The sequence below is a fragment of the Thiomonas sp. X19 genome, from assembly GCF_900089495.1.
In the GTDB taxonomy this organism is placed as follows: Bacteria; Pseudomonadota; Gammaproteobacteria; order Burkholderiales; family Burkholderiaceae_C; genus Thiomonas_A.
In genome coordinates, this window is record NZ_LT605203.1 from 3,914,766 (window position 1) to 3,932,862 (window position 18,097).

The 18,097-nt window shown below is 66.1% G+C and carries 14 protein-coding genes and 3 pseudogenes; 9 read left to right on the forward strand and 8 right to left on the reverse strand.

The genetic code is table 11. The features are described from left to right. Positions 1-15: 15 nt before the first annotated feature. The 3 genes from THIX_RS19065 to THIX_RS19075 form a co-directional block, all read right to left on the reverse strand. Positions 16-837 carry a response regulator gene (locus THIX_RS19065; protein WP_112487454.1) on the reverse strand — a complete coding sequence of 274 codons (822 nt, stop codon included), beginning with the start codon at positions 835-837 and terminating at the stop codon, positions 16-18. Further along, on the reverse strand, positions 834-2,900 hold the full coding sequence (locus THIX_RS19070; RefSeq protein WP_112487455.1) for a PAS domain S-box protein: 2,067 nt from the start codon (positions 2,898-2,900) through the stop codon (positions 834-836). Before THIX_RS19070 ends, THIX_RS19065 begins: the two co-directional genes overlap by 4 nt. 555 nt (positions 2,901-3,455) lie before the next feature. Continuing rightward, entirely contained in the window at positions 3,456-4,049 is a 594-nt protein-coding gene (locus tag THIX_RS19075) for a gamma carbonic anhydrase family protein (protein ID WP_112487456.1), read from the reverse strand. 625 nt (positions 4,050-4,674) lie between these two features. Here THIX_RS19075 and THIX_RS19080 point away from each other — a divergent pair. From THIX_RS19080 to THIX_RS19090, 3 genes and pseudogenes are all read left to right on the forward strand, one after another. Then, positions 4,675-4,946 (forward strand): annotated as a pseudogene (locus THIX_RS19080) (IS5/IS1182 family transposase); the annotation flags it as partial. Between the two features lie 61 nt (positions 4,947-5,007). After that, positions 5,008-5,661: pseudogene (locus THIX_RS19085) on the forward strand (response regulator); the annotation flags it as partial. A 110-nt stretch (positions 5,662-5,771) separates the two neighbouring features. Next, positions 5,772-7,121, forward strand: a complete 1,350-nt coding sequence (locus THIX_RS19090; RefSeq protein WP_112487458.1) for an ATP-binding protein — start codon at positions 5,772-5,774, stop codon at positions 7,119-7,121. Between the two features lie 8 nt (positions 7,122-7,129). Here THIX_RS19090 and THIX_RS19095 read toward each other — a convergent pair whose 3' ends face one another. The 5 genes from THIX_RS19095 to cysS form a co-directional block, all read right to left on the reverse strand. Next, complete coding sequence (locus THIX_RS19095) at positions 7,130-8,386, reverse strand: aspartate kinase (protein ID WP_112487459.1); 1,257 nt, start codon at positions 8,384-8,386, stop codon at positions 7,130-7,132. Between the two features lie 165 nt (positions 8,387-8,551). Next, positions 8,552-9,547 (reverse strand): tRNA lysidine(34) synthetase TilS, encoded by a 996-nt coding sequence (tilS, locus tag THIX_RS19100; protein ID WP_158540965.1) that lies wholly within the window; start codon positions 9,545-9,547, stop codon positions 8,552-8,554. A gap of 62 nt (positions 9,548-9,609) precedes the next feature. Then, positions 9,610-10,584 carry an acetyl-CoA carboxylase carboxyltransferase subunit alpha gene (locus tag THIX_RS19105; protein WP_112487461.1) on the reverse strand — a complete coding sequence of 325 codons (975 nt, stop codon included), beginning with the start codon at positions 10,582-10,584 and terminating at the stop codon, positions 9,610-9,612. Positions 10,585-10,688: 104 nt separating this feature from the next. After that, positions 10,689-11,309 carry a DNA-3-methyladenine glycosylase gene (locus THIX_RS19110; protein WP_371412949.1) on the reverse strand — a complete coding sequence of 207 codons (621 nt, stop codon included), beginning with the start codon at positions 11,307-11,309 and terminating at the stop codon, positions 10,689-10,691. A gap of 25 nt (positions 11,310-11,334) precedes the next feature. Continuing rightward, a complete protein-coding gene (cysS, locus tag THIX_RS19115; protein WP_112487462.1) occupies positions 11,335-12,714 on the reverse strand; it encodes a cysteine--tRNA ligase in 1,380 nt (459 codons plus the stop codon). 142 nt (positions 12,715-12,856) lie between these two features. On the opposite strand from cysS, the gene THIX_RS19120 reads away from it, so the two are divergent. The 6 genes and pseudogenes from THIX_RS19120 to THIX_RS19145 form a co-directional block, all read left to right on the forward strand. Further along, complete coding sequence (locus THIX_RS19120) at positions 12,857-13,999, forward strand: tetratricopeptide repeat protein (protein ID WP_112487463.1); 1,143 nt, start codon at positions 12,857-12,859, stop codon at positions 13,997-13,999. A 66-nt stretch (positions 14,000-14,065) separates the two neighbouring features. Then, positions 14,066-15,304: a murein L,D-transpeptidase family protein gene (locus THIX_RS19125; RefSeq protein WP_112487464.1), complete on the forward strand. Its 1,239-nt coding sequence runs from the start codon at positions 14,066-14,068 to the stop codon at positions 15,302-15,304. Next, positions 15,301-15,927, forward strand: coding sequence for a peptidylprolyl isomerase (locus tag THIX_RS19130; protein WP_112487465.1), 627 nt, complete (start codon positions 15,301-15,303; stop codon positions 15,925-15,927). The genes THIX_RS19125 and THIX_RS19130 overlap by 4 nt, the downstream gene beginning before the upstream one ends. Before the next feature lie 12 nt (positions 15,928-15,939). Next, a complete protein-coding gene (locus THIX_RS19135) occupies positions 15,940-16,431 on the forward strand; it encodes a peptidylprolyl isomerase (protein WP_112487466.1) in 492 nt (163 codons plus the stop codon). Then, positions 16,421-17,245 (forward strand): UDP-2,3-diacylglucosamine diphosphatase, encoded by an 825-nt coding sequence (locus THIX_RS19140; protein ID WP_112487467.1) that lies wholly within the window; start codon positions 16,421-16,423, stop codon positions 17,243-17,245. Before THIX_RS19135 ends, THIX_RS19140 begins: the two co-directional genes overlap by 11 nt. A 94-nt stretch (positions 17,246-17,339) precedes the next feature. Next, positions 17,340-17,978, forward strand: a pseudogene (locus tag THIX_RS19145) (selenium-binding protein SBP56-related protein); the annotation flags it as partial. Between the last annotated feature and the right edge of the window lie 119 nt (positions 17,979-18,097).

Consider the following 18,097-nt stretch of genomic DNA (forward strand, 5'->3'; position numbering starts at 1 on the left):
GCGCAGCGCTGCGTGCTACCTGCCTGATGTGACTTCCACGCCGATGCCGCGGTAGCCCACGAAGCGACAGGCCTGATCGAACATCGGCTGCCCGCTGACCCGGAACTGCTGCCGCGATCCGTCGCTGTTGGTGCGGTGGAAGGCGAAGTCGAGGAAGGGCCGGCGGGCCGCGATGCTGTCTTGCAAGGCTTTGCGCTCTGCGAGGTCCCAGCCGTCGTCGAGATTCGGCGCCGAGCCCGCCGCCAATGGACCCACCCGAAGGCCGAGCATTTCCATCACCGGGCCCGAAACCTTGGTGAATTCACCGTGATCGTCCTGTTCCCAGTACCAGTCCGAGGCCAACTCGGTCAGGCTGCGATAGCGGGCTTCGCTTTCCCGCAGCTCCGCGGTGCGCTCGCTCACGGCGCGTTCGAGGTCCTTGTTGTGGGCCTCCAGCTTTCGGTACAGCAGTCGGACCTCCAGCATGTTGTGGATGCGGGTCTTGACCTCCACCAGGTCGAAGGGTTTGCTGATGAAGTCCTTGGCACCTGCCTGCAGCGCCCGCAACTTGTGGCCGGGCTGGGCGGTGAGCACGATGACCGGCAGGTAGCTCTCTTGTTCGTTGGTCTTCAGGGCTTCCATGACGCTGAACCCATCCATCGCCGGCATCTGCAAGTCAAGCAGGATCAGGTCGTAGTTGTCCCGGCGGTGCAGAGCGCAGACCTCGGCCGGCTTCATGGTCGACGCGACGCGGCTGTAGCCGGCCTCAGCCAGCAAGCGACTCAGGAGCCTCACATTGACATCCTGATCGTCCACAATCAGGATGTTGGCGCCCAGAATGTCGTGTTCTATGGTCACGGACTTGTCGCCTCGTCGATGCTGCGCAGCGATCGGGTCTGCGCCTCTTGCAGGGCCAGATCCAGGGTTTCCATGAACGCGTCGACCTTGATCGGTTTGGTGAGATAGCGGAAAAACCCGGCTTCCAACCCCTTCTCGATGTCTCTGGGCATGGCGTTCGCGCTGAGTGCGATCACCGGAATGTGCGCGGTGATCGGGTCACCGGCGAGGATCTTGAGCGCCGTGACACCGCTGATGCCGGGCAAATTGATGTCCATCAGGATGACCTCGGGCATCGCTGCGCAGGCCAATTCGATGCCGCGCCGGCCGTCCTTCGCACTCAGCAGATGGATGTCCGGGCGACGTTCCAGGAGCCGGGAAACCAGCATCAGATTCGCCGGATTGTCTTCCACGCAGAGCACGGTGCGCAGCGGCGTGTCGACCGCGATGCCCGCGGGGGCTGTGGCAACCGGCAGCGTGGCCTCGGAAGGAATTTCAAGGCCCTGAGCCGCCCCCAGCTCGACCCAGAACAAGCTGCCAACGCCGACCGTGCTGTCAACACCAATCTCGCCACCCATCAACTCGACCAGCTGTTTGCAGACCACCAGGCCGATCCCGGTGCCTTCCTCGACACCAGCTTCCTGACCAAGACGATTGAAGGGCTGGAACAGTTGTGCGAGCTTGTCGGCCGGCAAGCCCTCTCCCGTGTCCTGGAAACTGACGCGGATGCGCCCCCCCAGGCTGGCGTGGCAACTGACCTCGACCATGCCGCCCACGCGGTTGTATTTGATCGCGTTGGAGAGCAGGTTGACAAAGATCTGCTTGACCCGCGTGCGATCTGCCTTGACAAACAAAGGACGGTCAGGCGGACGAAAGCTGACGTTGATACCGCTCTTGCGCGCCTGGGGTTCGATCATCGCCTGACAATCGCCGAGCACTTCAGCCAGCGACATGGGCTCTGGCGACAAGGACAGCTTGCCGGACTCGATGAGGGCCAGATCGAGAATCTCGTTGATCAGCTCCAGCAGGTACCAGCCGGCCTGGAGGATCTGGTCGATGCTGTCCTTCTGGGCAGGTGTCGGCGGCGGTGAGCCCGAGTCCATCAGTTGCGCGAAGCCGAGAATCGCATTCAGCGGCGAGCGCAGTTCGTGGCTCATGCTGGACAAGAACTCCGACTTCGCCTGGTTGGCGCGCTCCGCTGTGATCTTGGCGCCCTGGAGTTCGAGGTTCGTTTCGCGCAAGGCCGAATCGAGGCGCTTGCGCTCGGTGACGTCCCTCGCCGCGGCGATCACCCCGCGCAGCTTCCGGTCCCGGTCATAGAACGGCGTCGCGTTGCAGGACACCACGGTTTCGCGCTGGTCGGCGGCGCTGGCGGTCAACTCGTAGTTGGTGACCTTCTTCTCGCTCAAGACCCGCTCGATGCACACCTGCGCGCGCTCAGAATCGGTGAAGTAGCGCTTGAAGGGCGTGCCGATCAACGCGTCGCGGCTTCGGCCGGTGAGCACCTCGGCCTGCTCGTTGACGTCGGTGATCATGCCGGACGGGTCGGTGGTGATCAGCGCGTCGACGATGGATTCGATCAGGGACCGCGTGTAGAAATGCTGGTCGCGCAGGCGCTGATCCAGCCGTTCCTGCTCGGCTTCCACCTGCTTGCGCACCGTGTTGTCGGTGCCGATGAGCAAGTAGCCGATGATCGCGTTCTGCGCGTCTCGCAGCGCCGTGACCGAGACGACGGCTGGCAAGCGACTGCCGTTCTTGCGCAGGTAGGTCAGATCGTAGATGTCCTCGATCCCGCGCGAAGCCTTGAACACGAGGGCTTCGAAGCCCGGAGCGATGACGGTGCCGAACTCCACGCTCAGAGCCTGGGCGCGCAGGATCACTTCCTGTGGATCGGAGAAGTCAGCCGGGGTGATGCGGTTCATCACGTCGGCAGCCGCGTAGCCCAGCATGCGCTCGGCGCCAATGTTGAAGAGTTGGATGACGCCCTTGTCGTCGGTGGCGATGCTCGAGAAGTTGGCGCTGTTGAGGATCGCACTTTGCAGTGCGCCCGTCTTCAGCAGGGCCGTTTGACGACGTGCCTCCATGCCGCCGCGCGACGTCGCGGAGGTTGAGAGCGTCGTGGCTTGTCGACCTGACCTGGACTTGTCAGGTTTCATGAGGGGATGGTGAGGATCAACTTCGGGGACTCCGGGCTTTGGGGGCGCCGGAACGGGCGGGATGACGCGGATCGGTCATTTCGAAATGATCGCGCCAGCCCTCAACGCGCGTCTGTGCGCTGGCAGACAGACACAGGGGCGCTGGCGTGGCTGTGTTGCGGTCGCGTCGGGCTGCACGGGTGCCCAAAGGTCGCGGGCGCCCAGGACCGACGCATGCCCCGGGCGGGAGCCGGACTGTGCCCGGACGTTCCGAATGGGGCCACCCCATCCACGCTCGGCCGGCGCGTGAGCCCAGTCCCGGCCACACAGGCGTGGTGCCAATTCCCATGGACTGCTTGCTTGGCAGTACCTGGGCCTGGCGAATCCGTCACCCGGAAAGGCGACTGGCAGACGACAACACCTGGCCGAACCGCGACCGTGGCTGTTCGACCCTTTGCCGGCGCGCGGCGTGCAATGCGTGACGGAGTGGCGATCGGGCAAACTTCAGGCGCTCTCGTCGGAGATGTGGGAAGCCAGTGTTTCCGATAGGCGCTGCGTCAGCTTGACCATGGAAGCCTGCTCGCGCTCAAAGCCGTAGACCGTCAGTGGAAAGTTCAGCGGCTTCTGCAGCGCCCAGATGCGCTCATGCTGATCGGGAGCGATGATCTGCGCCGGATTGCCAACGGCAACCCAGCCGATGGGTACGGTCGCCCCGGCGGGCAGGTGCGTTCTCAAGTGGACGACGCCATGGATGCGCACTTCGCTTCCCTTGCCCAAATGGGACGCGTGGAACACCGCTGCACCCGTGGCAATGAAAACCTCGTCCTCGATCGTGCTGCCGACAACATGCGCATTCGGACCGATCAGGCAGTTCCGGCCAATGCGCAATGGGTGTTTGGCGGAGCTCCGTAAAACGGCATTCTCCATCACGATGCACTCTTGACCGATGACGATCGAGCCGCCTTCGGCGATGACCTGGGCTCCATACTGGATCCGGCATCCAGGACCAACCGTCACATCACCACAAAGCACCGCGTTCGGTGCAATCCAGGCGTCGCGGTCGACCGATGGTTTCTTGCCATTATGGGTGAAGAGCATGCCGGTCTCCGGGGTTGGAAAATTTGAGCGCCTGAAGTTTGAAACTCACGGATGCGAACGGCAGGACTCACCTACGGGAAGATTGATCACGGTCGCGGCGGTGTGCATGTCCGTTTCCTGGCACCGGATTGGGCGTCTGTCGACAAGGCAGGCCATGGCCGTTGGCCGCCCGAGAGCCTGCCCGGCACCAACATGGCTTCCAATTCGAGGACTCCCATGCTGCGCCATTATCGAGGACGATTTCAACAGAGCTCATTCCAGAGGCCATCAGTTTTACCCCCCCCCCGACATGGTCAGGCTCCCCAGGTTCATGATGTGCCCCTCTCAAGGAAACGCAGGGCCGTCCCAAGTTTCCTTGACCCCCACGGGGGGGCGGGTCGGCGAGCCGACCCTGGGGGCGCTCAGAGGGCGCAGACGAAAACAACATCGCGCGCGTTGTGCTCGGATCGAGGCCCAGGTTGGCGGGGTGGCAGATGGCGACGAAGGCGCGCGGCGAGCAAGCGGGGCGCCAGCCCGTTATGAGCGTTACGAGCGCCGCCATAGGGTCAACGCCTGCTGCGACGCGCTGCGCACGGGCTGCGCCTGGCGGCGACACGGGGTTCGATGCCGGCAAGAAGGGACAGCCATCGAAGAGGCTCACGGCATCCGCGTGGACATCGCGCGCCACCCCGGCAACCGCAGCGCGAGCATGTGGCAAGACGCGCAACAGCCCCTGTGGCCCGAGGGCGTCCCAGGGGCTTCGTCGTGCAGGCCAAGCGTTGGGTTGTCGAGCGCACGCAGGCCTGGAACGAGCGCGTACCCCGCCTCATGGCACACCATGACCGGTCAAACTGGGCTCCCCTCGCATGGGTCTGGCTGGCCAAAGCGCGTATCCTCGCCACCAGACTGGCCGCTTAGGGCGATACTGCAGTGCTACCGCTGCGGCACAATCCAACTCCGCCCATACTCCGCCATCCCCATGCGCCTGCTGCTTGTCGAAGACGATGCCATGATCGGCGAGAGCGTGCTCGACGCGCTGCGCGACGACGGCTACGCGGTGGATTGGGTGCGCGACGGCCAGATGGCCGACGCCGCCTGGAGCACCGAGCATTACGACCTGGTGCTGCTCGACCTCGGCCTGCCCCGGCTCGACGGTCTGCAGGTGCTGAAAAAGGCACGCGCCCGGCGCGACCGCACTCCGGTGCTCATCGCCACCGCGCGCGACGCGGTGCAGGCCCGCATCGCCGGGCTCGATGCCGGTGCCGACGACTATGTGCTCAAGCCGTATGACCTCGACGAGTTGCAGGCCCGCATCCGCGCCTTGCTGCGCCGCGCCGCCGGCCGCGCCGAGCCGGTGTTCGAGCACGGCCCGGTGCGCCTGAACCCGGCCACCCACGAAGCCACCTTCGAGGGTCATCCGGTGCAACTCTCGCAGCGCGAATGGGCGGTGCTGGAAGCGCTGATTGCGCGCCCCGGCATCATTCTCTCGCGCACCCAGCTCGAAGAAAAACTCTACAGCTGGAAAGACGAGATCTCCAGCAACGCGGTGGAGGTGTATGTGCACAGCCTGCGCAAAAAGCTGGGTGCCGATTTCATCCGCAACATTCGCGGCATGGGCTACGTGATCTCGCGCGAAGCCCCAGCGACGCATCGCGGCACAGGGGCCGATCCGGCCGATCCGGCCGACACGGCACGCGGCGCCAGCGATGTCAGCGGCGACGCAGGCGATGAGGGAGGCGAGGCGTGAAATCCCTGCGCGCTCAATTGCTGGTGCTGCTCACCGCGGCCGTGCTGCTCGCCGCCCTGGTGCAGGCGGTGGTGGTGTTCAACAGCGCCATGCGCGAAGCCGATGCGGTGTTCGACTACCACCTGCAGCAACTCGCCCTGTCGCTGGCCAGCGGCGACCTCGGCCTGCCTGGCTTCGGCCCGAATGCCGACGACCATAACGGCGTGGACTATGTGGTGCAGGTCTGGGCCCCGGACGGCCAGCGCATCTATGTTTCGCGCCCGCGGCTGGAACTGCCCGATCAGGCGGTGCTGGGCTATGCCAATGTGGATGTCGGCGCGCAGCAATGGCGCGTGTTTTCCATGCAGGCGGGCGGGCGCACCATCCAGGTGGCGCAGCCCTTGCTCAGCCGCCGCGCCCTCGCCCTGACCTTCGCCTTCAATTCCGTCTGGCCCATGTTGCTGATCGCCCCGCTCCTGCTGCTGGCCGTGGCCTGGGTGGTGCGGCGTTCGCTCAAGCCCTTGCGCTCGCTGTCGCAGGAGTTGGAAAACCGGGCCGCCACCTCTTTCGACCCCATCGACCCGCAACCGGTGATGCAGGAAATGCAACCCGTGGTGCGCGCCATGAACGGCCTGTTCACACGCACCCGCCAGGCCTTCGACACGCAGCAGATGTTCGTGGCCGACGCCGCCCACGAACTGCGTTCGCCGCTGGCCGCGCTCAAGGTGCAGATCCAGATGCTCGGCCGCGCGCAGGATGAGGCCACCCGCCAGGTCGCACTGCAGCGCCTGGGCTCGGGCCTGGACCGCGCCACGCATCTGGTCGAGCAACTGCTCGCCCTGGCACGCGCCGACTCCAGTGGACAGGAAGCCGCCGCGCCCAGTTCGCTCACCCAGGCCGCGCGACTGGCCTTGTCCGACACGCTGGAACTGGCGCAAACACGCGGCGTCGACGCCGGGCTGGAGCAGGCCGAGGAACTCACCGTGCAAGCCCCACCCAACGGCCTGCGCATGCTGGCCCGCAATCTGCTGGACAACGCCTTGCGCTACACCCCGGCGGGCGGGCGGGTGGACGTGCGGGTGCGGCGCGAAGGCAGCCGGGCCGTGCTCGAAGTGGACGATTCCGGCCCCGGCATTCCGGTGGACGACCGGGCGCGCGTGTTCGATCGCTTCTACCGCCGCGAGAACGCGCCACCCGGTGGCAGCGGCCTGGGCCTGGCCATCGTGCAAAGCGTGGCGGAACGCAGCGGCGCCCAGCTCAGCCTGCTGGATTCACCCCTCGGCGGGCTGCGGGTGCGGGTGGAATTCCCGGCCGTTGTGGCGTCGGTCGCGGCGGCGGCCACGGACCACGGGCCGGCGCCCGGATAACCCGGCGCTCAGGACGCCGGCGCGTCCAGGTCGAACGCCTTGTGCAAGGCGCGCACCGCCAGTTCGAGGTACTTCTCCTCGATCAGCACCGAGACCTTGATTTCCGAGGTGGAAATCATCTGGATGTTGATGCCTTCCTCCGACAGCGTGCGGAACATCTTGCTGGCCACGCCGGCGTGCGAGCGCATGCCGACGCCGACGATGGACACCTTGCAGGCTTTCGGGTCGCCGATGATGTCTTTGGCGCCGATATGCGCCTGGATGCTGGTCTTGAGAATGTCCAGCGTGCGGGCGTAGTCGCCGCGGCCGACGGTGAAGGAGAAGTCGGTGTAGCCGTCGACGCTCTGGTTCTGCACGATCATGTCGACATCGATGTTCGCGCCGCCCACCGCGCTCAGAATTTGGTAGGCGATCCCCGGGCGATCGGGCACGCGCACGACGGTGATCTTGGCTTCATCGCGGGCGAAGGCGATGCCGGAGACGACGGCTCGTTCCATGGTCTGGTCTTCCTCGAAGGTGATGAGTGTGCCGCTGCGCATTTCCTGCTCCAGCGGAATGTCGCAGGGCGTGAGACTGGAGAGCACGCGCAAGCGCACGCGGTATTTGCCGGCGAATTCCACCGAGCGCGTCTGCAGCACCTTGGAGCCCAGGCTGGCCATTTCCAGCATTTCCTCGAAGGTGATGGTGGACAGCTTGCTGGCCTCCGGCACGACGCGCGGGTCGGTGGTGTAGACGCCATCGACATCGGTGTAGATCTGGCATTCGTCGGCGCCCAGCGCCGCGGCCAGGGCCACGCCCGAGGTGTCGGAGCCGCCACGACCCAGGGTGGTGATGTTGCCGGCATCGTCCACGCCCTGGAAACCGGCGACGACGACGATCATGCCGGCATCCAGATCGGCGCGCATGCGCGTCTGGTCGATGGATTCGATGCGCGCCTTGGTGAACGCGCTATTGGTGCGGATGCCGACCTGAAAGCCCGTGTAGCTGCGCGCCTCGCGCCCCTGCGCCTTCAGCGCCATGGCCAGCAGGCCGATGCTGACCTGCTCGCCGGTGGAGGCCACCACGTCGAGTTCGCGCGGATCGGGGTCGGGCTGGATTTCGCGGGCCATGGCGATGAGCCGGTTGGTCTCACCCGACATGGCCGACACCACCACCACGACCTGATGCCCGGCATCGGCCCATTTGATGGCGCGGCGCGCGACGTTCTTGATGCGTTCGACGGAACCGACCGAGGTGCCGCCGTATTTCTGGACGATGAGCGCCATGATTGCGTTGGAAGGGAACGAGAAGGCGCGCAAACCCCCAGTGCGCGCCCGCTGCGGAAAGCCGGAAATTATAGGCAGCACGTTTCTCCATGCATGGAGGAGACTCACGGCCACAGGTCGTTTCGCATCCCTCGGGGGCGGCAAGGCCGCAGCAGGACGCTCCGCTCAGTCCGCTGGCGCCACCCGCACCAAGCAGCCGCCCCGACGCTCCAGGGTCGCTGCCTCCAGCCGCACCTGCAGGCCCATGGCACCGCGCGCTGTGGCGCGTACCTGCCGCCGCAGGTTGTCGATCTGCCCATGGTTGCTGCGCAACCCGGCCTGCCGCAGCCACAGCCGCAGCACTTCGCCCAGGCGGGCGTCGCTTAGCTCTCGCAGTGCGCCGAGACCCAAGCCGTCGGGGGCGGCGCATCGGGCGAGATCGAGCGCGGCCATCTCCTCGATGCTGGCCGCGGCATGGGCGCATAGCGCCGCCGAGCGCGCCAGGGTGCTGCGCCAGGCTGGCTCCAGCCTGGCGATGACCGGCAACAGTTCATGCCGGATGCGGCTGCGGCGAAACGCCGGATCATGGTTCATCGGATCGCGCAGATACGGCAGCGCTCGAGCATCGAGCGATTGCCGCAGTGCCTCGGCGGAACAAGCCAACAAGGGCCGGCCCAGCCACAAGCCGTCGCGCTGCGTCGCTTCGGGCATGGCCGCCAAACCCTTGGGACCGGCACCCCGCAGCAAGGCCAGCAAGAGCGACTCGGCCTGGTCGTCGGCCTGATGGCCGAGCAGCAGCCAGTCGCAACCCAGCCCCCGCGCAGCCTCACCCAAGGCCCGATAGCGGGCATCACGGGCCTTGTCCTCCAGGCTGTCGCCACGCTGCGCCTGCACTTGCACCGGCAGCACGGTGCACGGCATGTTCCAGGCTGCGCAGCGCTTGCGCACATGGTCGGCGAAGGCATCGGCGCCAGACTGCAAACCGTGGTGCACATGCAAGGCACGCAGGCGCGCAGGCCCCCAGCGTTGCAGCGCCGCCAACAGCAGCGCGGTGGAATCGGCACCGCCGCTGAAGGCGATGGCCACCGGGGCCGGGGCCGCGCCCAAAGCAGCATGCCGGCGCACGAAGCTGCGCAAGGCGACCAAGGCCGGATCAGCCTGCGAACCTTGGGCAGCCGGCATGGTGGATGACGCGGTTGAAGGAAGCATCGAACCGCCGCGACGGGGCTCGTTCGCAGCGAGTTTCAGCGCGTGGACTTGGTGTCCTGGAATTTGCCGAAGGCGCAAAGGCGGTCGTAGCGCTGCTTCACCAGATCGGCCGGCTTGATGCCCTGGAACTGGCGCAGGCTTTCGGCCAGGGCACGCTTGAGGCTGGCGGTCATGGCCAGCGGGTCGCGGTGCGCGCCGCCGATGGGCTCGTTCACAATTTTGTCGATCAGGCCCAGCGCCTTGAGCCGGTGGGCGGTCAGGCCCAGCGCCTCGGCAGCCTCGGGCGCGCGCTCGGCGCTTTTCCACAGGATGGAGGCGCAGCCTTCGGGGGAGATGACGGAGTACACCGAGTACTGCAGCATCAGCACATGGTCGGCCACGGCAATGGCCAGCGCGCCGCCCGAGCCGCCCTCGCCGATGATGGTGGAGATGATGGGCACCTGCAACTGCGCCATCTCGAAGATGTTGCGGCCGATGGCTTCGGACTGATTGCGCTCCTCGGCGTCGATGCCGGGATAGGCGCCGGGGGTGTCGACGAAGGTGAACACCGGCAGGCTGAATTTCTCGGCCAGTTTCATCAGGCGCAGCGCCTTGCGGTAGCCCTCGGGCTTGGTCATGCCGAAGTTGCGCAGCGCGCGTTCCTTCGTGTCGCGCCCTTTCTGGTGGCCGATGATCATGCAGGCCAGGCCGTTGAAGCGCGCCAGGCCGCCGACGATGGACAGGTCGTCGGCGTAGTGGCGGTCGCCATGCAATTCGTGAAAATCGGTGAACATCTGCGCCACGTAGTCCAGCGTGTAGGGGCGCTGGGCATGGCGGGCAATCTGCGTGACCTGCCAGGGCGAGAGCTTGGCGTACAGATCCTTGGTCAGCTGCTGGCTTTTTTTCTGCAGGCGGCTGATTTCTTCGGAAATGTCGACGGCCGACTCGTCCTGCACATAGCGCAGCTCTTCGATCTTGGTTTCCAGTTCGGCAACCGGCTGCTCAAAGTCGAGAAAAACTTTTTTACTCATGGTTCAACCCCTTCGCGATTCCGTCGGCTTGAAGCGGCGGAAGCGCCATGCATGGCGGGCAGATGGTTGCCGCGCAGCTGGCGTCGGTTCTATGTTGATGCGATTCAGTAGTCGACCACGGCCGGGTCGATGCTGCGCCAAATATACCAAGTGCCGACCGAACGCCAGGGCGCCCAGGCGGCGGCCACCTCGCGCAGCTCGCTGCGACTGACGGCCTCGCCGGAGAAATAGCCCAGGCTGATGCCGCGCTGCAAACCCAGATCGTCCAGCGGCAGCACATCCGGGCGCATCAGGTGGAACATCAGAAACATCTCGGCCGTCCAGCGGCCGATGCCGCGGATGGCCACCAGCTCCGTGATGATGGCCTCGTCCGCCATCTCGGCCCACTGCCCGGGGTGAACCTCGCCGGCATCGAACTTGGCGGCCAGGTCGCGCAGGTATTCGCACTTGCGCTGCGACAGCCCGGCCAGCCGCAGCGCCGCGATCTCGCGCGCCAGAATGCTGTGCGGCGTGACTTCGCCGACTTGCGTCAGCAGCCGCTCCCACACCGATTGCGCCGCCTTGACCGAAATCTGCTGACCGACGACCGAACGCGCCAGGGTCTGGAAGGCGTCGCCGCGGCTTTGCAGCTGCGTTGCCCGGTGCTGCGGAATGAGCTTGCGCATCACCCGGTCGGCCCGCATCAGCTGAGCGCAGGCTTCGTCCCAGTAGGCGGGGAGCGTCATGGTTGCGGTTTTCGATGTTGCCATCTCAGGCCTGGCGCCAGAGGGTGACGCCATCCGGCTTGTCTTCGAGCACGATGCCGCGCTCCAGCAGCACCGCGCGAATGGCGTCGGCCTGGGCGAAGTCGCGTGCCTTCTTGGCGGCGGCACGGGCCTGCACCTGCGCATCGATCCAGCCCGCGTCGACCTGATTCGCCCCGGCCTGCAGAAAGCGTTGCGGCACTTGCCGCAGCAGGCCGAGCGTGCCGCCCAGGCCCTTGAGCAGGCCGGCGAGTTCCGCGCTGGCGCTGCGGTTGACCTCGCTGGCGAGTTCGAACAGCACGGCCAGGGCTTCGGGGGTGTTGAAGTCGTCGTCCATCGCTGCGCCGAAGCGCTGCGCCGCCGGCTGGCTCCAGTCCAGCGTGGCGGGAACATCGGCAAAGTTCTGCAGCGCGGTGTAGAGCCGGGCCAGGGCATGGCGGGCGTCGTGCAGATTGTCTTGCGAGTAGTTGAGCGGGCTGCGGTAATGGGCGCGAATGATGAAAAACCGCACGGTTTCGGCGTCGAACAGCTTGAGCACGTCGCGGATGGTGAAAAAGTTGCCCAGCGACTTCGACATCTTCTCGTCGTTCACGCGCACGAAGCCGTTGTGCATCCAGAGGTTGACGAAGGGCTTGCCGCTGGCGCCCTCGCTCTGCGCGATTTCGTTCTCGTGATGCGGGAACTGCAGGTCGGCGCCGCCGCCGTGGATGTCGAAATGCTCGCCCAGCAGCGCACAGCTCATGGCCGAGCATTCGATATGCCAGCCCGGCCGCCCCTCTCCCCAGGGCGAAGCCCATTGCACCTCGGCAGGCTCCTGCGGCTTGGCGCGCTTCCACAGCACGAAGTCCAGCGGATCGCGCTTGGCCCGGTCGATTTCCACACGTTCGCCTGCCTGCAGTTCATCCAGCGACTTGCCCGAGAGCCGGCCGTAGCCGGGGAAGGCGCGCACGGCGTAGTCCACATCCCCCGCGGTGTCCTGGTAGGCCAGGCCCTTGTCCATCAGGCGGGTGATGAGCTGCTGCATCTGCGGGATGTAATCCGTGGCGCGCGGCTCGTGCGTGGGGCGCTCGATGCCCAACGCGTCGGTGTCCTCGTGCATCGCGGCGATGAAGCGGTCGGTGAGTTCGCGCACGCTCACGCCGCTTTCAACCGCGCGGCGGATGATCTTGTCGTCCACATCCGTGATGTTGCGCACATAGGTGACGCGCAGGCCACGCGCCTTGAGCCAGCGTTGCACCAGATCGAACACCGCCATCACCCGCGCATGGCCGAGATGGCAGTAGTCGTACACCGTCATGCCGCAGACATACAGGCGCACCTGGCCGGGGTCGATGGGGGCTAGCGGCTGCTTCTCGCGCGACAGCGTGTTGTAAATCTGCAAGGTCATGGAATGTCGTGCCGCCTGCCGCGCCGGGAGTACCGGATGCGGCAGGCGGCGGCTGCTGCATGGATGGGGAGGAATGGGGCGAGCCGGCAGGCAGGCCCGGATAAAATCAAAAACTTAGCACAGCCGGAGCCAACTTGAACCCATGCGCACCCACCACTCCCAGACCAAGCCGCTCCTGCGCAAACTGACGCGCCTGCTGGCGGCACTGGGGCTTGCGACGGGGTTCGCATGCAGCGCCGTCCCTGCAGCGGCCTATGCCGACAGCTTGGCGGAGGTGCGGCAACTCGTTGCCTCGGGCAAATTGGCGCAAGCGCTGGCGCAGGTCGACGCGCTGATCGCCACCAACGCCAAGGATCCGCAATACAAATTTCTGCGCGGTGTGATTCTCACCGAACAGCACAAGACGGCTGACGCCATCCAGGCCTTCACCCAGCTCACCGAGCAATACCCCGAGTTGCCCGAGCCTTACAACAACCTGGCCGTGCTGTACGCCCAGCAAGGCCAGTACGACAAGGCCCGGGCTGCGCTGGACATGGCCATCCGCACCAACCCCAGCTACGCCACGGCGTTCGAGAACCTGGGCGATGTGTACGCCAAACTGGCCAGCCAGTCTTACCAAAAAGCGCTCCAACTCGACGGCAGCAAGAATGACGCCACGCAGACCAAACTGGCACTGATTCGCCAGCTGTTCAGCAAGGGCGGGGAGCCACAGGCGGCGGCAAAGCCAGCCGTCGTGGCGGCCGATGCAGCGCCGCACGAGGCGGTCAAGCCAACGCCGAGCACCTTGGCGCAACCGCCTGTCGCGGTTCAGCCGGCGCCAGTGCCCAACCCAGCCGTGGTGGCAGCAGCCATCGCACCCGCCATCCAACCCGTTGCGGAAGCGGCGTCCAAGCCCGTTGCAAAACCAGCGGCTGCCGAGGCCAAGCCGGAGACTGGCGCGGCCGACACGAGCCAGGCGCAGGTGGAGGCTGCCGTGCATGCATGGGCGCATGCCTGGGCGTCGAAAAACCTGAGCGCCTACTTCGGCAGCTATGCACCGGATTTCAATCCCCCCGGCAACGAGCCGCGCAGCGCCTGGATGGCGCAGCGCAAGGCCCGCATCGGCGACAAGGCCAAGATCACGGTGGATGTGAAGCACCTGCAGGTGAAGGTCGATGGCGACAAAGCCACCGCCCGCTTCCGCCAAATTTACACCTCGGGCTCGCTCAATTTCGACAGCCCCAAGACCTTGCAATTCCAGCGCGTGCACGGGCGCTGGCTGATCGTGCAGGAAATCGCGGCCTGAGCGTTTGAAGCTGCCGTCAGCGCAGACTCACCGCCCACCAGGCCCTGACCCAAGTCGCTGCCACGCATGAACCGACCCCTGCGAACCCGGCGCCGCCATATCGCCCAAGTCTTGGCTTGGCTGCTGACCATGTTGCTGGTCGGCAGGGGGGTGCGCGCCGAGGAGTTCCAGCCCGATTTCGTCCATCGATGGCTGTCGCCAGGATCGTCGCAAAGCGCCGCGCAGATCACCGCGCCAGCAACCTCGCGCTCGCTTCTGGGGCAAGGCACGCAGGCTTTGATGCGCCAGGGCTTCGACGATCGCGCCGAAGTCGAGTCGATCGCGATCGATCAGCTCGTCGCCCAAGGACGGCTGCGCGAGGCGCTGCACCGCAGTGGCTTGCCAGCTGAGCGATATCCGAATTTCGCCTTGGCCCATTTGCTGCGCGGCGACTTGCTGCAAGCCGAAGCCGGCCGGCTTCGGCACTTTGCCGATGTGCCCGCCGCGCCCGGCAATGCGGCACAGTCGGCGCGGCTCGCGGCGCTGGTGAACGAAGGCCGCCAGCGGCTGCGCGCCTTCACCCAGGCGCCGGCACCCGGGCTGGTGCCGAGCAATTTCGCGGCCTTGGCCCCCGGGGTGAAACACGCCATCCCGGTGGATGCCAGCCGGTCGCGGCTGTATTTGTTCCGGCGCACCGCCAGCGGCTCCTTGCAACTCGAAGCGAACGACGACATCGCCCAGGACAAGCTGGGCACCGACAAGCAGCGGGCCGGGGACATGAAAACCCCGCTGGGCATTTATCTCATCACCCGCGAAGTGGGCCGGCGCTGGCTGAATGCCGCCCATGGCGCCGGCGCCATGCCGCCGAACCATCCGAACGCTTGGGACCGGCTGCTGGGCCGCACCGGCGGCGGCATCTGGCTGCATGGCGTGCCGCCGACCAGCTACGCCCGCCCGCCGCTGGACAGCGATGGTTGCGTGGTGCTGCCCAACCCCGGCATCACCTCGCTCATGACGCGCGTCGAACCTGGAGCCACCCCCGTCGTCATCACTTCGCGCGCGCAGTGGCTCACGCCGCCACAGATGGCGGCACAGCGCGCCCGCGTGCACAAGCCGCTGGCCCATGCCCCTGCCCTCCCTGGCGGCCCGGCCGCCACGCCGCGTCCGGAACTGGCCGAGGCCACGGTGCTCTACGACCAGGGCGAACACGGGTTGCTGGTCGTGCAATACGGCGGCCAGCAACTGCCCAAACCCATCACCTACCACGACTACTGGGCCAAGCAGGACGGCCAGTGGCGACTTTTCCACGCTGGAGTGCTTTCATGACCGTTTTTTCCCCTCGCGCATCGACCTCGTCAACCGATCTCGTCCGTTCACGTCGCTGGCTGCTACTGGGCGCCGCCGCAGTGCTCGGCGGTACCCTGCTGACCGCCCGTCCCATTCGCGCCGAAGCGCCGACCCGCGTGGAGTTGGTGACGACGCTGGGCACGATCGAGATCCAGCTCGACCCGCAACGTGCGCCCAAGACCGTGGCCAACTTCCTGCAATACGTGAAGGACGATTTCTACGCCGGCACCATCTTCCATCGCGTCATTCCCGGCTTCATGATCCAGGGTGGCGGCTTCACCGCCAACATGCAGCAAAAGCCTACTCGCCCACCGATTCCGCTGGAAAGCAAGAATGGGCTGAAGAACCTGCGGGGCACCATTGCCATGGCGCGCACCTCCGACCCGAACTCGGCCACCTCGCAGTTCTTCATCAACCTCGTCGACAATGCCTCGCTCGACTATCCTCAACCCGACGGCCATGGCTATGCCGTGTTCGGCCAGGTCATCAAGGGCATGGACGTGGTGGACCGCATCGCCAAGGTCGCCACGCAAAACGACGGCCCGATGCAGAACGTGCCGGTCACGCCAGTCGTCATCAAACAAGCCATTCTTCTCAAGTAAACAAGGACCATCATGGTTGAACTGCATACGAACAAAGGCGTCATCGGCATCGAACTCGACGCCGAGAAAGCCCCCAAATCCGCTGCCAATTTTCTGGCCTATGTGAAGAGCGGCCACTTCGACGGCACCGTGTTCCACCGCGTGATCGACGGCTTCATGATTCAGGGCGGCGGCTTCGAGCCCGGCATGAAGCAAAAGCCCACCCAGGCGCCGATCCAGAACGAGGCCAACAACGGTCTGAAGAACAAGCGCTACGCCCTGGCCATGGCCCGCACCAATGACCCGCATTCGGCCACCGCGCAGTTCTTCATCAACGTCGCCGACAACGCCTTCCTCGATCACACCGCACCTTCGGCCCAGGGCTGGGGCTATGCCGTGTTCGGCCACGTGGTCGAAGGCCAGGACGTGGTGGATGCCATCAAGGGCGTGAAAACCGGCGGCAAGGGCGGCCACCAGGACGTGCCGCTCGAAGACGTGGTGATCCTCAAAGCCATTGAAGTCTGAGTCGCACCCACAGCCGCTCCTGCAGACTTTGCCGGAGCTGACGGCGCCGCCCGCGTGGCGGCGCCTTGCTTTCGTCTCCGACCTGCACCTCGGCCCCGAGGCGCCCGTCACCACGGCCGGCTTTCTGCGCTGGCTGCGTGGAGAGGCCTTGGCCGCGGATGCCCTGTTCATCCTCGGCGACCTGTTCGAAGCCTGGGTCGGCGACGACCTGCTCGACGCTGCCCCCCCCGATGCCCACCACCAGGTTTGCGCCGCCCTGGCCGCCTACGCCGCCAGCGGCCACGCCGTGCGGGTGATGCATGGCAACCGGGATTTCCTGCTGCAGCAAGGCTTTGCCCGCCGCTGCGGCGCCCCTCTCCTGCCAGACCCTTGCGTGCTGGTGCTCGCCGGGCAGCGAATCCTGCTCACTCATGGCGACGCGCTATGCATCAGCGATGCCCCCTACCTGCAGTGGCGCGCGCTTTGCCGCAGTGCCGACTGGCAGGCCCGGTTCCTGGCGCAGCCGCTTCAGGCGCGAATCGAGCAGGCCGCGACCATGCGCGCCCAAAGCCGCGCCGCACAAAGCCGCATGGACACCTGGAGCGATGCCGACCCCGCCGAAGCCGCACGCTGGCTGCAGGCCGCCAACAGCACCTGGATGATCCACGGCCACACCCACCGCCCGCGCGAGCATTGGGACCATGGCCAATTGCGCCAGGTTTTGTCCGACTGGGATCTGGACGCGCCTGCAGGTGGCGCAGCGCACCGCGCCCAGGCCTTGTGGCTGCATGCAGGCGGCACGACGCTTGCGGCCGAACGCCGCCCTGCCGCCTGAATCCGTAGCTGACGCTCGCAGTCGCCCACCCCCAGATTAGGGCCTGTCCACGCTATTTCTGGATGCCAGCCCCACGACCGGCTTGCAAGGCCGCACCGACGGCCCTCCGGGCATTTTCCTGATGGACTCGAGAACTTCGAGATCCTCGCCCGCTGGGAACTCGACCGCGGCCCGCAGCGCATGAGCTACGACTTCTGGTGGAACATCCCGCACGACTACATGGTGTCGAGCGAGTGGGGCCTGCCGCCGCAATTCGAAAACGGCTTGGTTGGCGAAGACCTGCTGGCCAACCGCTACGGCCATTGCCTGCATTTCCGGGACTTGCGCGGACGCCAGCATCTGCAGACCATCGACATTGGCGCCAACCACCAGATGGCGCTGGACGTGCGCCCGGCCCACGAGCCGACCAAGGACTACGGTTTCCCTGGCGTGGTGGTCGACACGCAAAACCTGGAAGGCTCCATCTGGACCTGGCGGCGCGAGAAAAACGGCACATTCCATGCCAAGAAAACCGCGGCCATTCCACCCGAGCCGGCCAGCGCCGAGCAACTGCCCGATCTGCTCAAACCCTTCGGCGCCGTGCCTCCCCCTGGCGACCGACATCGACCTTTCACTCGACGACCGCTTCCTCTATGTCGCCTGCTGGGGCACCGGTGAACTGCGCCAGTACGACGTGACCGACCCGATGACGCCCAAACTGGCCGGCTCGGCGCATCTCGGCGGCATCGCCAGGCTGGTCTACCGCTACTGGGGCTTGCGCGCGCTGCGCCAATCCTGGTTCAACCTGGACTTGCTGTGGTCGGTGATGCTGCCGGGCAGCGGCGCCCTGGCAACCTGGGCTGCGACCCGCTG

Excerpts from the sequence above, each read along its gene's own strand:
- THIX_RS19070 (WP_112487455.1), bottom strand. The coding sequence starts at position 2,900 with ATGGAGGCACGTCGTCAAACGGCCCTGCTGAAGACGGGCGCACTGCAA.
- THIX_RS19075 (WP_112487456.1), bottom strand. The coding sequence starts at position 4,049 with ATGCTCTTCACCCATAATGGCAAGAAACCATCGGTCGACCGCGACGCC.
- THIX_RS19095 (WP_112487459.1), bottom strand. The coding sequence starts at position 8,386 with ATGGCGCTCATCGTCCAGAAATACGGCGGCACCTCGGTCGGTTCCGTC.
- tilS (WP_158540965.1), bottom strand. The coding sequence starts at position 9,547 with ATGCCGGCTGCCCAAGGTTCGCAGGCTGATCCGGCCTTGGTCGCCTTG.
- THIX_RS19105 (WP_112487461.1), bottom strand. The coding sequence starts at position 10,584 with ATGAGTAAAAAAGTTTTTCTCGACTTTGAGCAGCCGGTTGCCGAACTG.
- THIX_RS19110 (WP_371412949.1), bottom strand. The coding sequence starts at position 11,309 with ATGACGCTCCCCGCCTACTGGGACGAAGCCTGCGCTCAGCTGATGCGG.
- cysS (WP_112487462.1), bottom strand. The coding sequence starts at position 12,714 with ATGACCTTGCAGATTTACAACACGCTGTCGCGCGAGAAGCAGCCGCTA.
- THIX_RS19120 (WP_112487463.1), top strand. The coding sequence starts at position 12,857 with ATGCGCACCCACCACTCCCAGACCAAGCCGCTCCTGCGCAAACTGACG.
- THIX_RS19125 (WP_112487464.1), top strand. The coding sequence starts at position 14,066 with ATGAACCGACCCCTGCGAACCCGGCGCCGCCATATCGCCCAAGTCTTG.
- THIX_RS19130 (WP_112487465.1), top strand. The coding sequence starts at position 15,301 with ATGACCGTTTTTTCCCCTCGCGCATCGACCTCGTCAACCGATCTCGTC.
- THIX_RS19135 (WP_112487466.1), top strand. The coding sequence starts at position 15,940 with ATGGTTGAACTGCATACGAACAAAGGCGTCATCGGCATCGAACTCGAC.